This is a genomic window from Streptomyces sp. NPDC107498 (assembly GCF_055582805.1).
Window position 1 is genome coordinate 1 of sequence record NZ_JBVJPE010000047.1, and the last position, 15,244, is coordinate 15,244.

Annotated in this window: 7 protein-coding genes and 3 pseudogenes; 5 read left to right on the forward strand and 5 right to left on the reverse strand. The window is 64.8% G+C overall.

Annotated features, from left to right (window positions below; genetic code table 11):
* Positions 1 to 103, forward strand: a pseudogene (locus tag ACZ66Z_RS36290) (IS5/IS1182 family transposase); the annotation flags it as partial.
* A 576-nt stretch (positions 104 to 679) separates the two neighbouring features.
* Positions 680 to 1,174 carry an ATP-binding protein gene (locus ACZ66Z_RS36295; RefSeq protein WP_469940242.1) on the forward strand — a complete coding sequence of 165 codons (495 nt, stop codon included), beginning with the start codon at positions 680 to 682 and terminating at the stop codon, positions 1,172 to 1,174.
* A 1,057-nt stretch (positions 1,175 to 2,231) separates the two neighbouring features.
* Here the strand turns inward: ACZ66Z_RS36295 and ACZ66Z_RS36300 are convergent.
* The gene (locus tag ACZ66Z_RS36300; RefSeq protein ID WP_469940230.1) at positions 2,232 to 2,480 is read right to left on the reverse strand and encodes a hypothetical protein; all 249 of its coding nucleotides are present in this window, start codon (positions 2,478 to 2,480) and stop codon (positions 2,232 to 2,234) included.
* 383 nt (positions 2,481 to 2,863) lie between these two features.
* Here ACZ66Z_RS36300 and ACZ66Z_RS36305 point away from each other — a divergent pair.
* Together ACZ66Z_RS36305 and ACZ66Z_RS36310 are read left to right on the forward strand one after the other, a co-directional pair.
* Positions 2,864 to 3,687, forward strand: a protein-coding gene (locus ACZ66Z_RS36305) for an IS5 family transposase (protein ID WP_469940232.1) whose coding sequence is annotated in 2 segments (ribosomal slippage) — positions 2,864 to 3,203 and positions 3,203 to 3,687 — 825 coding nt in all. Because the reading frame shifts where the segments join, the coding sequence is not laid out codon by codon here.
* A gap of 1,055 nt (positions 3,688 to 4,742) precedes the next feature.
* Positions 4,743 to 5,705 (forward strand): LAETG motif-containing sortase-dependent surface protein, encoded by a 963-nt coding sequence (locus ACZ66Z_RS36310; protein ID WP_469940234.1) that lies wholly within the window; start codon positions 4,743 to 4,745, stop codon positions 5,703 to 5,705.
* A gap of 308 nt (positions 5,706 to 6,013) precedes the next feature.
* On the opposite strand, the gene ACZ66Z_RS36315 is transcribed toward ACZ66Z_RS36310, so the two are convergent.
* The 4 genes and pseudogenes from ACZ66Z_RS36315 to ACZ66Z_RS36330 all read right to left on the reverse strand — a co-directional run bounded on the left by ACZ66Z_RS36315 (position 6,014) and on the right by ACZ66Z_RS36330 (position 13,596).
* Positions 6,014 to 6,238, reverse strand: coding sequence for a cupin domain-containing protein (locus ACZ66Z_RS36315; RefSeq protein WP_469940236.1), 225 nt, complete (start codon positions 6,236 to 6,238; stop codon positions 6,014 to 6,016).
* Positions 6,239 to 6,273: 35 nt separating this feature from the next.
* Positions 6,274 to 7,037, reverse strand: a pseudogene (locus tag ACZ66Z_RS36320) (transposase family protein).
* A 423-nt stretch (positions 7,038 to 7,460) separates the two neighbouring features.
* Complete coding sequence (locus tag ACZ66Z_RS36325) at positions 7,461 to 10,307, reverse strand: golvesin C-terminal-like domain-containing protein (protein WP_469940238.1); 2,847 nt, start codon at positions 10,305 to 10,307, stop codon at positions 7,461 to 7,463.
* Positions 10,308 to 10,908: 601 nt separating this feature from the next.
* A complete protein-coding gene (locus tag ACZ66Z_RS36330) occupies positions 10,909 to 13,596 on the reverse strand; it encodes a helix-turn-helix transcriptional regulator (protein WP_469940240.1) in 2,688 nt (895 codons plus the stop codon).
* Positions 13,597 to 13,993: 397 nt separating this feature from the next.
* Here ACZ66Z_RS36330 and ACZ66Z_RS36335 point away from each other — a divergent pair.
* Positions 13,994 to 14,900, forward strand: a pseudogene (locus tag ACZ66Z_RS36335) (transposase).
* The last annotated feature ends 344 nt before the right edge of the window (positions 14,901 to 15,244 follow it).

The window sequence follows — 15,244 nt, forward strand, 5'->3', positions numbered from 1 at the left end:
GAAGGCCTGGCGGATCCTCCGGCGAGCCAGATGCTCCACCCGCCGCATCGGCACCATCGTCCAAGCCATCCTCATGCTACTGACCTGCAGCTATTTAGGATGAAAGAGGCTCACTGGAAGCCACAAGCGGCAGAGCCTTTTCAACCACACCCGGCACCCCCGGGTGGGAGAACCGTACGAAGGCCCCGCCCTGTCCCGGTGTACAACGCAGGGAGCCTTTTCCCACCTCGCGTCTGTGCTGGTCAAGGGCATGCGAGTGGGGAAGCGTGTCAGCTGTGGATAGAACCATGACCAGCAGGTCCACAGCCGGCCACCGCGCCGTGGATGTTCCGCCGGGTACGGCCGACTGCGCTGACAGCCGGGTTGAAAAGGCCCACTGACCTGGCGGCGGGACGTGTCCCACATCGGCAGCATTCGGCGCACCGCACTGCCATTACGACGTTCGGAGGCCTCCCCGGTGTGAGCAGATGACGCGTCGCGCGTGCTTCGATCGACCGCATCTGACGTGAGGTGTCGAGTGAAGCGCGGCGCGCACTTCCACGGTGGCGTCCCTGCGCCCCGCGCAAGGCCCGGGGCGCAGGGACGAAGCCTAGGGAAAACCCCCGATGTCCGAGAAGCCGGATTCGCCTTGTATAGGTCTTAACGGTTCTCCGCACAAGCCTCCCCGGAAGTGATCGTCATGTACGCCACTCGTCAGCACGTTACCGCCAGCCCCGCCGGGAACACCGGTCGTGGTGCGGTCGGCGACGCACGGCCGACATCGCAGGCGCTCGATGACGGTCGAAGGGACTTCGGCCTGCCTCTGGAGCACGGCCCCCTGGCGCCGGCCGACGCCCGGCGTCAGGCCCGCCCCGTGCTGGCGGCCTGGGGGATGGACGAGGACCAGATCTGCACCGCACTGCTGGTGATCTCGGAGCTGGTCACCAACGCCGTCACCCACGCCCTCCCTCCCGTCGCTCTGCACATGAGCGCTGCAGCCGACGACTCAGGCCGGGTCCAGGTCCACGTCAGCGACGGCGGAACACAGACGAGCCCCGCCACCTGGGCTGCCAAGCGGCCGGCGGACGAGCACGGCTGGGGGACCGGGATCGTCTCAGCGCTGACGGACCGTGCCGGTGCCGACCGCGATGCCGAGGGCCTGATCGACCATTGGGCCGACCTGGCCGCTGCCTAGCGGGTGCACGGAACGGGAAAACGTTCCCACCCCATGTCCGGCGCAACAGCCGTCCATTGCCCGATCCGCAGCCCCTCCGACGTCTCCATTCGTCGGCGCCGGTGCCGGCCACCAGGGCCTCCGGCCCGCGAGGGCTCTGGGTGCAGGCGCCGGGAGGAGCTCGCCCGGATGCGCCTGAAAGCGGCTGCCTCACCGATCTAGGAGCCGACACGTACCAGCGGAAAGCCCCACAGACGTAGGGATACCCATTGCCCGGTCCGTCACGGAGCGGTACTGGCGGTCGCCGTCTGTCTGGCGCTCGCCATCGTCGGGGCAGCCGAGGGCACTGCTGAACGTGGCGCGTCCTGACATCGCCCGCGAGGCCCACGCCAAGCACACGGAGTTTTCGTGGACCATCGACTCCACGAGCTGAAAGTCCTGCGTGCTCCGTTGGGCGTCGCCGCGGCTTCCCCGTGATGCCGGCGGCTCCGTCGACGATCACCGACACCTTCCCGCAGGATGCGTCGGGCCCGGGCTGTCAGTATGGGTTGGCGGCTCCGGGTGCAGCGCCGTGGTGGGCTTGCTTCGTCTGTAGCTTGGTCGGTGCGACAGCGCGCTCATGGCGACTGGGCGGTGAGCCCCATGGCGGCGTCATGATCCCCGCAGCCAGGACGGCTCCGTGTGGCAGCCCGCTTCGTCGACCGGGGTCCCTGGGCTGTCGGCAGCCTCGTGATAGCCGTCGGATCGATCGTCCTGGCCGGGCACGACGCGGACAGCGGCTATCGGCACGGATGAGCGGACGGAGCAGGCCTGCAGCGCCTTCACCGCAGGCAAGCATCAGGCTCTCGTCACATGCGAATCAGCCGGCTTCGCGCTGCGATCGCCTGCGCCGCACGCTCAGTACCTGAGCCTGGCGACAGCGACGACGAGAGGCCCGGATGGACGGTCGGAGGCGCACTTCGCCCCCGGTGCGGGACAAGGGCTCCACACCGGTATCCACGAACGGGTGCGTACGACGGCGCGGGTCGTTATGCCGAGAAGTCGCGAGGCATGGAGCCCGGCGTACGGGCAGGTGAGGCTACGGCTCCCACGAGCTCGCCGGCCACGTCGACCAACTGGGGGCTTCCAGTACGAACTCCAGTACAACGAGGACGCGAGAGAAGAGCCCGTCGTTCTCGTGCGTCATGGTCATGCTCCCCTCCCGCAGAGCGGCACGGACGCGGCGGGAGGTCAGCATGCCGCCGTCCGCGGTGGAGGCGAAGAGCCGCTGGGCGGTCCGCGCCTCGAGAGGTGACGGATTCCAGGTGCCTGTGCGGAAGACCGCCATGAGCCCATCGACGTGGCGGCGAGCCCGCGCAGTGGCGACAGGTTAAAGGTCGAGGGCGATTTCGGGGGACTGCACGCTAAACGTGATCATGTAGGTCCTCTTGGAGGGAGAGAGCCGAAAACTTGGTCCAGGGCGGCCTACGCGTGCCTGAGGCGGCCGGATGCTGCCCTTCCGGGGCAGGCCGCGCCGAAGGCGAGGGCACGACGCCGGTCCTGAGCAGCCTGGTTCCGGAGGGCCAGGAGCCGCACGAGCTGTTGTTCGCAGCCGAGCAAGCTCTCTTTGCCTTGCCTTGCCTTGCTATGGGCTGCCCTGCTAAGAATCCCTAACGAAATGATCTTCAAAGTGGTTGGATCACTCCGGGACTGCTGATCCGGAGGTGTGCGGTGGCGCGGCCGAAGCCGTGGGAAGTCGACGACGAACTGTGGGCAGTGATCGAGCCGCTACTGCCCAAGGTTGAGCGCCGGGCCCGGCACCCTGGGCGCAATCGGCATCCGGACCGGTTGGTGTTCCAGGGCATCCTGTTCGCGCTGCACACGGGGATCTCCTGGGAACACCTCCCGCAGGAACTCAGATTCGGGTCAGGCATGACCTGCTGGCGGCGCTTGGTCGAGTGGACCGAGGCCGGCGTGTGGTCCCGGCTGCACGAGGCTCTCCTCGCCAAGCTCCGCAACGCCAACGCCCTAGACTTCTCCCGGGCAGCCGTCGATGGCTCCCACATCCGCGTGTTAAAGGGGGAACCAAGACCGGACGAAGCCTTGTCGACCGGGGCAGAGCGGGCAGCAAGCACCACCTGATCACCGATGCCACCGGCATCCCGCTCGCCGCCACCCTGACCGGCGGCAATCGCAATGACGTCACTCAGCTCATCCCGCTGCTTCAGGCCGTGCCGCCGGTGCGGGGTAAACGCGGCCGGCCCCGGCGCCGCCCGGATGTGGTGCTGGGTGATCGGGGTTACGACCACGCCAAGTACCGCCGTCTGGTCTGGGACCTCGGGGTGAAGCCAGTGATCGCTCGCCGTGATACCGAGCACGGCTCCGGCCTGGGCGCTCAGCGCTGGGTCGTAGAGTGCACGTTCGCCCACCTGTACTGGTTCCGCCGTCTACGCATCCGCTGGGAGCTACGCGACGACATCCACGAAGCCTTCCTCAGAGTCGCGTGCGCGTTGATCTGCTGGAGGCGGCTCAGGTCATTGCGCGGGCAATCCTAGAAGGGGGGCCAGCAGGAACCGGGGGGAGGCGTGGGGTTGGCACGATTCCCGCGACGCATTTCCAATGGCCAGCGCTGGTCAATGACGGCCGCGGCCTCCTTGCAGGCGCCACACTCGTTGCTCCGATCCGGCATCCACCAGTACGAAGAGACCGAGAGACCCTCGTGTGCTATGCCGCACAGAGTCGCGCCGGAACCTGTGTAGGCGTAGGCCGTGTCATAGGCATGGGCCACGTTCTCAGGGAGGCTCGGTGACTCTGCCCGCTCCCAACGCCCGTACATGGGCTGGTGCTGCGGCCGTGAAACCTCATGGGGATCATGTCCCAGCTCGGTCCACGCGTAGCACCAAGAGCAGAACCACCGCTCCTTCACCGGCAAGTCCCACGCCTCTCGCCGTTCCGCTACCGGCGCCTGCCGCATCTCGTGTCCACACACATCACACGTCACAGCCGGATCCTGCCATGACAACTCCACACCTACCTTTGGCAGCAGGACCCTCGGCCGAACCGCATTCCGATAGGGGTTCTAATGCGAGGGCTGGCGGTGGCAGGGGAGGTCGATCTCGAAAGCCGCCCGGTGGGAGCCGAGCGGCTGCCCTGTGCTGGGGCGAGGGCGTCCGGATCGGCTCTGTGGGAGAGGGCGAACAGGGTGGTGAGGGTCGGAAGGTCGGCCGGAAGCAGAGGAGATAGCCAGTTGTCCGCGAGGCTTGGGCGAACCGACAACTGCGAAGGGCCCCGCCCGCCAAGACTGGTTGGAACCGAGGTCCGCGGGCCCGGGAGGGGCGTGTCCCCTTATCTACTGTCTGCGCCTCAGCAGCCCGTACGGGAACCGGCTAACCTTTTCTGTCGGCCTCTCGTGCCTGATGGGGAAGAGTTTTTCCACAGCGTTGCGTAATCCAACGATCGTACTAATCTGAATGAGCCTCGCTGACGAGATGTACGGCAACGACAACCTGCCTCACGTTCGCTCGCGGCATCTCCTTGACCAGTACAGCTCTCCTTCGATTTGCCCGAGGTTATGATGACGCTTCGCCGTGGCCTTGCCACTGCGGCTACGATGGCCGCACTCGCGCCGCTGACGGTGCTCTGCGCCCCCACCGCCGTCGCATCAGAGGCTCCTCCCACCTTCGACGCTACGGCCACGGATCCGACGAGTGGAGGTCCCGCGGCGGATTCCGGTGCGAGCGGGCCCGAGACGGGTCCCGACGGCGCGGAGGGCGAAGACGGCGCGGACGTCACTCCGTCCCCTTCCACTGAGCCGGGAACCGACCCCGCGGTCCCCTACTGCGACGAGCTGAACCAAGGCCCTGCCGAGGTCAAGGTCGTCGCCTCGGTCAAGGGGCTGCCCGGAAAGATCGTCGCGGGCAGCGGAATTCACCCATTTGAACTCGTCGTCACCAATACCTCCGACAGCGATCTATCGGGGGTCGCCTTCTATGCCGAGGTCGAGAATTACGCGCTGACCAAGGACAAGTCGCTCAGCCCGCACGTCGATCTGGAATTCAAGAATCCGGATAATGGCACATGGGCAAAAATCGGCGACAAATCTTTGGCCGGAGATTTCTTCTTCTTTGTGGAAGAATTGAAGGGGAAGGGCTCAGAAAAGATCGACCTCAGGCTCTCCATCGATGCCAGCGCCCCTGCGGATGGCGCATATTCTTTCGCTTCTGGGGCCTACCTGGACAGAGTGGGGGAGCAGGACTGCATAGCGGAGGGGTGGGCCCAGTACGACTTTCAGGTGCTGAAGGCGGGATCTGGAAGGCCTGCTCCGATCGAGGCGGAACGGGGCACGAAGAAGGGGACGGTGAAGCAACCCCAGGGCAACCTGTCCGGTCTGCCGACCACTCGTCACAGCAACACCGACACCGACCCTTCCACTCCTCCGGCCGCACGCCTGGCCGAGTCCGGCGCCGGGTCCGCCGTATCGGTGATCGGAATAGCGGGCGGGGCCGCAGCCACCGCGGGAATCGCCACGCTCACCGTTGTGCGCCGTCGCAAGCAGGAGAGCGCTTCGAGCTGAACAGCGCGCAGCGCGCTCCGTACCGAGGTGATCAAGGCTCCTCGGTACGGAGCCCGGCACGAAGCTCGCCCGATGCCAGCGGCCCGAGCCTTACCATCTGGGCCGCTGATCGCCCCGTCACGAGCACGGTCGTGACACTGACATCATCGCCCCGACCGCAGCTGCCCCTCAGGCCGATGACCTGCCACTTCACGAACCCTCGTTCACCATTCGGGCCTTCTCTTCTGCTGGCCCGACGAACACGCAGTCCCACCGCTTTCCGACTTCCTGAAGGGCCTGTATGGACGGATTGCCGTCCGTTGCCGCGTTCAGCTCCGCCAAGTCCGCGAAGAAGCCGTCGAGGTGATGAACAGGAACGTCACCTCGCTGGTGCTTGTGTTGTACGGGCGGTGCACCACGCCTCTGGGCACTGCGGCGTATTCGCCTGCCCGCACTGTCAGCGTCAGGTCACCGACATCGAGCGTCAGCCCGCCTTGGAGGACCCGGAATGCCTCCTCATGGTGCTCGTGGACGTGCGGAGGAGGTCCCCGCACCCGGAGCGTACGAGTACTCGATCAGTGAGCTGTTTTCATCCTGAATGGCCGCAGGTCAGCAGGGTGTGGACGGCTTGGACGATGGTGCTGATGCGTCGGGTGGAACATCTGGCTCGCCGAAGGATCCGCCAGGACTTCAGCGGGGCGAAGGCCCGTTCTCCCGGAGCCCTCAGTCGGGCGTGGTCGCGGTTGAACTGCTGCTAGTACTCGGGTTGTTCGAGGCGGTGGTAGTAGGGGGTGCGGACGGTGGCGCAGGCGCCCTGGTAGGCGCGGTCCGCGAGAACGAGGATCTGCCGGGTGAGGCAGGCCTGGACGATGCCATGGGCCCAGGCCGCGGTCAGTCGTGGGTGCGGCCGGGTGTCGCCCGGGAGAACCAGAGTGGTGTGCCGTCGGGGCGGGTGATGGCCTGCACGTTCATGCCGTGCTTGCGGTGCTTTTGCGAGTAGTACGGTTCGTCGGCGGCGATGCGGTCGATGGGGATCAGGGTGCCGTCGACGATCACGTGGTCGCCCTTGCCCAGGCCGGTCAGAGCCTCGTGCAGGCCCGGCGCCCACGCCGCGAGGACGTCGAGGGTCTCGTCGGCGTAGCGCCAGGCAGTGGCGGTCGAGACGTTGAAGCCGGCTGCCAGGGCGGGCAGCGTCTCGTTCTTGCGCAGGTGCACCAGCACGAGCAGGGCCTGCGGGAAGCAGCCCGGCTTCCGCCACCGCGAACGGCGTCCACACCTTCGTGCATGGATGAGCCAGGAAACGTGCTCGACCAGCTCGTGCGGAACGTCGAGCGTGGCACGGTACGGGACCAAGCGAGGCTCCTTGGACGATGCGTGGTGTGTAGAGAACACCACCGCAACGACCAGGAGCCTCGTCTGGTTACACACCCCTGCTGACCTGCAATTTCACCCCACAGGGACAGGATGAAGACAGCTCACTGGGGGCGCGCCTCGATCGGCAGCAGAGGGGTTCACGTTCAGCTGCTCTGTGCAGCAACTGCCGCAGCCACGGACTCGCCAAGGTGTGCCGCGTCCGGTCGCTTCTTCGAGGCGACGTGCGCGACGGGGCGGCGGGTCAGGGCGCGCCGACCGTCTGCGGTGAACGGTCAGCCCGGTGTCACGGTGGACACGAAGACCTCCGTGCGTGGTGTGGAACCTAGTCCCTCCACCAAGCCGGAGGTCCTCGCCATGTTCAAGACCCACGTGTGTCAACAACGCTCTGCATCAGATGGGCTCTTACGGGGTCCCCGCCTTGCATGCCGCAGCCTTCGCCGGTTGTCTCGCGCAGACGGTAGAGCTTCGATCTTCCCTCACCAGCACGGAAGACTTGGCAGTGGTGATTGTGGCGTAGCCGTTGTCCGCCGAAACGGAGAAGGTGTACCACCCGGGCTTCGTGGGAATTCCCGTAAGTGTCCCGGTGCTCGAGTCGAGAACCGTACCGGGCGGCAATGCCCCCGAGCTCACGGTGTATCGCAGCGGGTCGGAGCTGTGTGCGAGGAACTGATAGGTGTACCGTTCTCCGGCACGTGCCAACCTACTGGGCGAAGAGTTCTTCCAGACCGGCGAGACATCGGTCAACTGCCAGTTCTGATTCAAGTAGCCGGCAGTGCTTTCCTGGACCGCTGCGGTACCTGACGCCACGGCCGGGGACGTGATCGCCAGCAATTTTCCGGTCTTTGTATTGAGAATCTTGACCGTCCCGTTTCCGGTGTCCAACAACTTCCATGACTGAGACGCGTCCTCGCGCTGCGGCTCCAGTGTCACGGGTGATGCGGTGCCTGCGGTCAGGAACAACTTCGATGCCGGGTTTTGAATTCGAACGTCCCCATCACCGGCTGGGGTGAAGATCCACCCCTGCTGAGCATTCCGAGCAGCCTTCTGCTGTGACGCGCTCCCGCCGCCCGTTGCTGCCTCTGCGGTGAGTAGCTGACTGCTGTTTCGGTTGGTCAGTGTATAGGTTTTTCCAGTGTTGACGGGGTAGAACTCATTGATTACACGAAACCCGTCCGAGATGCCCGTGACTTCAGATTCTGAATCGGGGGCAACCGTTACCTGCTGGATCGAGAAGGGGCCTATGCGATCGATCTTGTTGCCAACGAACGTGACGCCCTGTGAATCACGAACATGTACGACGGAGGTCTTGGGGATCGAACAGCGGTTTCCCGTATTCCGGTCGTAGCTGATCTGCTGTGAACCCTTGAACAGATTATTGCGGACGATGACGTTCTTGGCATTGCTGATGTGGAGATTGAGGCCCCTGATGTCCTCAAATGTATTGTTCTCGATCGTGACGTCGGGGAAGAGGCGCTGTGAGTAGCTGCCTCCCTCCAGGGACACGGCTCCCACCTGGCAGTTGTTCCACAAGCCTCCAGCAGACCAGAGAGCGCTCAGGAAAGTGTTGCCCTTGATCATCAAGTTCCCCCCGGCGTTCGCATGGGAGTCCGACCAAATTTCACTCGAGACCGATATCGCGTTGGCGCCTCGTATGCGGTTGTTTTCAATGACGCCGTCGCGGGCCTTCACTAGGAACCCTCGCCCCGAACTGTCGACGACGTTGTTGCGGAAGATGAAGCCGTTTCCCATGCGGTCGATATCGGTGATTTGAACCCCAGGTTTCCAAGGCGAAGGCTTGTCGAGGGTGACGCGGTACACCGAATTGGATCTGCCTGCGGCGCTCGACAGCTTGGTGATCTCGCTGTCTGTCTCGCGCTCCATGGACTGGATCTTAGCGATTACTTCGCCGGCCCAGCGCTGCAGACGGTCGCCCACCTTACCCACACGATACGTATTGCTCGCAAAGTCGACCCAAATCGTACTTCCCTCAACCTTGCGCACCGTCACAACGCCGATGCCCGGGTTGCTTACAGAATCGTCTCCCGCGTTCTCGATCCTGGAGTTCTCAATAGTCGGGCCCTTTTTCACGGCCTGGAACTGGATGCCATCCCAGGTCGTGGTCAGGATCGGCTTCTCGGTGCCCCCTGGCGGCGGCGGTCCCGGGACGATCCGGAAGTTGTCCAGGTGCATGTTCCCGTCGCCGGTGGAGTTCATCAGACCCATGCCGGGGGCCGCATTCAGCGTCACATCCTTCAGCGTCGTATTCGACCCGTCCGAGGTGATGCCGTAGGCCGGCCCGCTCTCGGCCCCGCCGGCGATAGTGACGACGTCCCCGACGGCGGCACTTTCCGCGCCGGTCGACTTGGCTATTCCTGCGGCACGGTCTACCCAGGAAACAGCCGCGCCCAGGGTCTGGCTCTTCGGCAGCCGCACGTCGGGTCGCCAAATCGTCACTCGATCGGCAAGCTTCTCCGGCCGCGAGTATCCCTTGGATATCTCCACCAGCATCGACGTGCCATTGGACAACTTCTCTATGACCCTCCCTTGAGTGAAAGGAAGCGGGTCGTAGTTGATTGTGAGACCCTTCACCGTGAGGTTGGCTGCGGATCCGCCACTGACTGCCTGGATCCGGCGCTTCTGCATGATAGTGACGCCATAGGCGTTGACTGTAAAATCATTGAGCTTACTCAGGTCGAGCAACGAAGTGCGATCGTACCGGCCAGGGGTGAGGGTGACCTCTTTCTTGCCGCTTGCGCGGGCACGATCTATCTGAAGCTCGATGCTTTGCTGTCCAGGATTTCCCAACTTGATCGCATCTGCGTTCACAAATCCGGGAGCACTGTTAGCAACTTCGATATAGCCGCTGTTTCCCTTCTGGAACGTGTGGTTCCCAAGCAGCACCCACTTACCGCCCGTGCTGCTTCTCTGGTTCACCTTGTAGGTGTATGTCCCTTCCTTATCCTTGACGGTGAACGGTGCCTGGTCGGTGCGATTTGAATCGCCGACCGGGATCCAGTAGTAGACACCATAAGTTCCGTCCTTCGGCACGCTAGGTGTCCATCGAGCGCTATTCTTCTCGGTTCCAGAAGAAGCGTAGAGGTAATCCGATGCGTAGTATCCGGCCTTATTTGTCGCCTTGGTCCATTTGCCAGTCGTGTGAAAGCTGGGATCGTTGTTGTCGACTATCACTTCAGGCATGATGGTGCCTGTAGATTCCGGCGATTCGGCCTCTCCTGCCTGTGCGTACATGGAGAGTGATCCCAGTCCCAAAGCCAGCGCGGTGGCTGAGGATCCGAGGATTATCCATCCGCTCCGGCGGCGAACCAGGGAAACTCGCTTGTGAAGCCCTCTATACATGACTACCCGTCATCTCTCTGCTGCTGGATGGCCGATAGCCTAAGGAGAATAGAGCTTTTAGCAAGCGACTCAGGGGCAGCGATGAGGGAACCGGGTGATCCCGTTAGGGCATCGAAGCGATGTCCAGTGAAGTGAACCGTCGCCTGCCGAATGTAGGCGTCCACACCCCTAGCAGCCGCTGGGCGGGCTACGGCGCGGGGAGTCGCGAACCGCGATCTCAGCAGATACGGCTCGCCTCCCTGAGTGTCGGCTCCCCGCATGCGGGGGCCGCCGTCGGCGCCGCTGCGCGTCCATGATCTGGCATGGCCGACGAATCGCCGACACCCACACCAACGACACAACAGCCGAACTCCGTCGTCCTCCGCCACTGGAATGAGAGCCTCCCCCTTGGGAGGCCGCGATCCGGTGCCCCAGGCGAACGTTCTGATGCTGCGGCTCTCGGCCCGCCACGTCTGTGGTCGTCTTCATGATCGATTGCGCTGAGTCTACGAGTTCATCCCGTAGCGATCAGGTCCGAGCTCCGCTGGAGTAGGTTTCGCAATTGGCGTCGGTTTTCCAGGCCGCATTTGGCGAAGGTGTTGCCCAGGTGGTATTCGACCGTTTTCACGCTGAGGTACAGCTCTGAAGCGATCTCCCGGTTCGTCCATCCGCGGGCAACCAGTTGTGCGACGTCCCGTTCCCGATCCGACAGGGCGGGCCAGATGTCCGGGACGTCTACCGGCTCGGGCGGGGCGACGGCGTTTCCCAGAAGCGGAGAGCGGGCCTTTTGGCAATGGGCGCCCCGGTCGGCTGCCTGCTGCGCGGCCGTGACGGCTCTCTGGTGCAGGCCTGCTCGCCGCCAGGCGGCGGAGGCGACAGCGGCGGCTTCCGCCGCAAGCAGATGGCAGCCCAGCGCCTCGAACGCATCACCGGTGGCCTGGAGTTCTTCCGGGTCCTGCGTCGCCAGGGCGTGGGCGAGGCGTGCTCGTGCCGAAGCCAGCTCCCCGTCGCACTGCGCGGCGATCTCGGCGAGTCGGGGGGCCACTTCCTTCGCGCCACCCAGCCGCGCGATGTCGGTGAGCAGCAACGCCTCGTTGGTCAACTGGCCGGCGGTCCGGTCGACCTGGGCGGCTTCGACGAGCACGGCGCGGGCGACGTCCACCTGGCCGGTGGCCACATGGAGCCACGCCTCGCCAAGCCGGCCCTCGCCTCCCAGCCATGTTTGCCCCTGGCACTCTGCTACAGCGGCTCTCGCGCTGCCTAGATCGCCGAGCAAAGCCGCGCAAGCAGCCAGGCCGGACAACGCCATGGGAAGCACGGGGCTCGGGGCGGCGGCGCGGGCCAGGGAAGCGGCCTCGGCCCACCAGCCTCGGGCCGTAGCGGGACGACCAGTGATCCACAGGGCACGGGCGATGAAGGCAGCCGACCAAAAACGTATGTAGAGATCCGCCGTCGTCAGCTGACTGTACGTGCGCTCACCGATCGCAATCGCTTCGTCGAGCCGTCCGATCTCCGTCAGTGCAAGCACCAAAGGCCATCGATGCATCAACGGATGGAAGGATTGGGTGTATTCGTCAACCTCCAGATCGGATGTGTGCGCCTCCTTGGACAGCGCGATGGCCTCACTGGCATGCCCTGTCACTGTCAGTGCCACAGGCTTGAGGAACGCACCGCGGAACCAGGCCATCAGATCGCAGCGCTCGTCGGGCTGGGCGGGCAGATCCTCCAGTAGCTGCAGTCCACGGCGCAGGTCACCCATAGAAATGCGTAGGTAACCCTCGTTGACGCGCAGCGAGCGACGGCCGTTGGCACTGAGCACGCGGTCGTACGCGGCCTCATTGATTTCCAATACTTGGGCCGGCGGTAGGCCGGTAAATAGAGACAGCGCTGTCCGGGCGAGGGTGGTGTGCAAGGTGTCCTCTTCGCCCGCCGCGAGCGCGTCCGCTTTTTGAAGTGCGGTGGTGACCTCCGCTGCCCGCCCCGTCCGCCCGTAGGCTTCAGCGAGAGCGACATATGTGCGCACCGTATGGTGGGACGGCGGCAGTGCCTCCAGGAGTTGAATCATTCGGGGGTCGTCATGAGCGTGGGATGCCGCTTTGGCGGCGCGCGCCAGCAGATGGGGGTCGGCAGTCCCCGTGGCGGCAAGTCGCCAGCCTGCGATGTGGAGGGGGTCGTTACGACGCCGCGCTCCGTGGTCCTCCAGCCGTTCACTTTGCGCCGAGAGAATCGTACGGCGGTGCAGGGGGGTGACGCCGGCTCGTAGCACCTCTCCGTAGAGCGGGTGGGCCAGGAGCAGCGTGGTGCGGCGCCCTTCGACAACGGTCCGGATGAGGGATCGTTCTTCCAGGTCGGCCAGTACCTCCACGGGGGCCACGGCTTGTGCGTCGGCCAGGCCCACGGACTCGCACAGAGCCAGCAGCTCCAGCACGGGGGAAGCGGCGGCGGGGGCATCGGCCAGCCGGTCCGCGATGAGTTCCGACAGCTGGGGGGTGCTCGCCCATTGGCCCGCAGTCAGTTTCCAGATTTCCCCGTCGCAGGTGAGGGTGCCGTTGCGAGCGGCGCCGATGACCAACTCCCGGAGGTAGAGGCCATTGCCACCCGACAGTTGGTGCAGGGTCTTCAAGGTAAGCCGGTCTACCGGTTTACCGAGAGCCGACCGGAGTACCGCCTCGGTACCGGACAGATCGAACTCCGCCAGATCGATCCGCCGTATGGCGTTCTCGCGCAGCAGAGCCCGTGCCGCGTCACCTACGGAGTTGCCTTGACGAACAGTGGCGATCAATCGGACTTTGCCGGTTGCGATCAACTGCTGGACCAACATCAATGAGGCGGAGTCCAAGAGGTCCAGCTTTTCGATCAGCCATGCTCGCCGACTGTTCTCATTCGGCTTCGAAAAGGCGCGAGCGGTAGCGCTATAAACCCTCGCAGGATCGGACAGGTCAGCGTTCTCCGGAAGCAGGTGGACGATCGCGCCGAAAGGAATGGTGGCGGCGGACACGGAAGCCAGCACCCGGCCGCTCCGCCACCCCTCCCGGATCACCCGGGCCAGGCACTCCTCGGCCAGCCGGGACTTTCCCACCCCCGTAGGCCCCACAATCGCCAGGCCGCGGCAAAGCGGATCACCCCATGCTGCCGAGAATTCCTCCAAGGCGTTGCCGCGCTCTACGAAGGGCCAGGCCGAGGATATGCTGTTCGGAACCATTCCGTCCTCCAAGGCCCACAGATTTCTGGCCTCGAAACACCTGTATCACCAGCTCGCGGAGGCCTCTGCCCACCACCAAGGGCTGCGGGTCGGGCTCGTGTCCGGCGTTCGCAGCAGCTACTCGACGCGAGGGCGGTGGCTCTCCGTGACAGGTCGAAGAGAATCCAAGGTCCTGGCGCTCTGGCTGGATCACGTAGAGCGACCAGGTATGGTGGATTGTTCAGTTGACGGGCGTGCCGACTTTGGCGCCCTCAGTATCCCATACATCCTTGATCAGCACAGATCACCGGCAAACGCAGCTGGGTGACTCGACGTAGCCGTGCGTCTGCGCTTACGAGCTGGTGTGATTCTGGGTGGAGGCTCATACGGGGGTGGGATGATCCAGTCCGTGGTGATCATGGTCAATCGGAACGTTCTCGCGCATCAGCTGTTCACAGGGATCTCCCGGCAGCATCTGACTTGCTTGGCCGAGGAGTTGGCCGGCCCGTGGCAGGCCGTGGTCGAGGCGCGTCGTCACAAGACACGTGGCGGGGTCAGGAAACGTGAGGCAGGGGCGGGTGCCGGCATCGGCTGGTGTTCGTCGACCGGCTGGTCGTCACGCTGATCCATCTGCGGCACGATCTCCCGCACTCCGTCCTCGCCCTGCTGTTCGGTGTCCACCGCTCCACCGTCACCCGCGCGGTCGGCGAGGTGTGCGGACTTCTCGCTGAGCGCGGGTGCGCGGTCCCCGACCACCCCGGCCTGCGGCCCTGGCCGATGTGTTCGCCCATCTCCAGGCCGAAGGCATCGAGCTGCGGCTGGACGCCACCGAGGTCCAGGTCCGCCGACCCCTGACCGGCCGCGGCGGACGCCGCGCGTTCGTCCCGGGCAAGAAGAAGCAGAACACGATGAAGGCCACTGTCATCGCCGACCAACAGGGCCGCACGCTCCGGACCGATGCCCTGCGACTTGGCCGGATGCATGACGCCACAGCCGCACGCAACGAAGACATCGCCGTCTGCTCCCAGCACTTCCCCGACGTCGAGGTCCTTATGGACGACGGCTGCCTCGGTCTTAGACGCGACCACCCCGGCCAGGCGGTCACACCGCCCAGAAAACCGAACAAGATCGCCTTCCCGTACGTGCACGCCGCCAGAGAGGAGGCCCGGCACAGGCACTCATCGAGGCGCATCACCGTCGAGCACGCGCTCGCCGATCACAAACGCTGGAAGCAGCTGACCCGCTGGGCGCACCGGCGAGATGTCCTGCCCGGCACCTACCGGGCCATCGCCGGTCTCGTCTCCGACCGCACCACTACCGTCTGACAAAACCCACCGGTTCAGGACCGTGCGTCCCCAACGCAATCACGCACCAGCTCGTAAGCCGGAGCCGGGCTGATAGCGCGACCGAGGTATCGGCAACCGGGATGCTCCGGGTGCAGGCCTCATGAATAGTCTGGGCGGATGCGGAAGACGCAGGGGTGGACCTTGTGGATCTGATCCCCAGGTTCTGCCCGAGACCGCCGCTGCCGCTCGGACCGCATACCGGCGGTCGGGTGGTCAGTTGGCTGAACGCCCTAGGGATCGTCTTCAAAGGTCAGATCCAGAGCAGGATTGAGGCGATGGTGACGGCGGCCTGGTAGGACTCGCGGGTCTTGTCGTAGCGAGTG

What these genes read in the sequence shown, in the direction of transcription:
- ACZ66Z_RS36325 (WP_469940238.1), bottom strand. Translation starts at nt 10,307, where the DNA reads ATGTACGCACAGGCAGGAGAGGCCGAATCGCCGGAATCTACAGGCACC.
- ACZ66Z_RS36330 (WP_469940240.1), bottom strand. Translation starts at nt 13,596, where the DNA reads ATGGTTCCGAACAGCATATCCTCGGCCTGGCCCTTCGTAGAGCGCGGC.
- ACZ66Z_RS36300 (WP_469940230.1), bottom strand. Translation starts at nt 2,480, where the DNA reads ATGGCGGTCTTCCGCACAGGCACCTGGAATCCGTCACCTCTCGAGGCG.
- ACZ66Z_RS36295 (WP_469940242.1), top strand. Translation starts at nt 680, where the DNA reads ATGTACGCCACTCGTCAGCACGTTACCGCCAGCCCCGCCGGGAACACC.
- ACZ66Z_RS36310 (WP_469940234.1), top strand. Translation starts at nt 4,743, where the DNA reads ATGGCCGCACTCGCGCCGCTGACGGTGCTCTGCGCCCCCACCGCCGTC.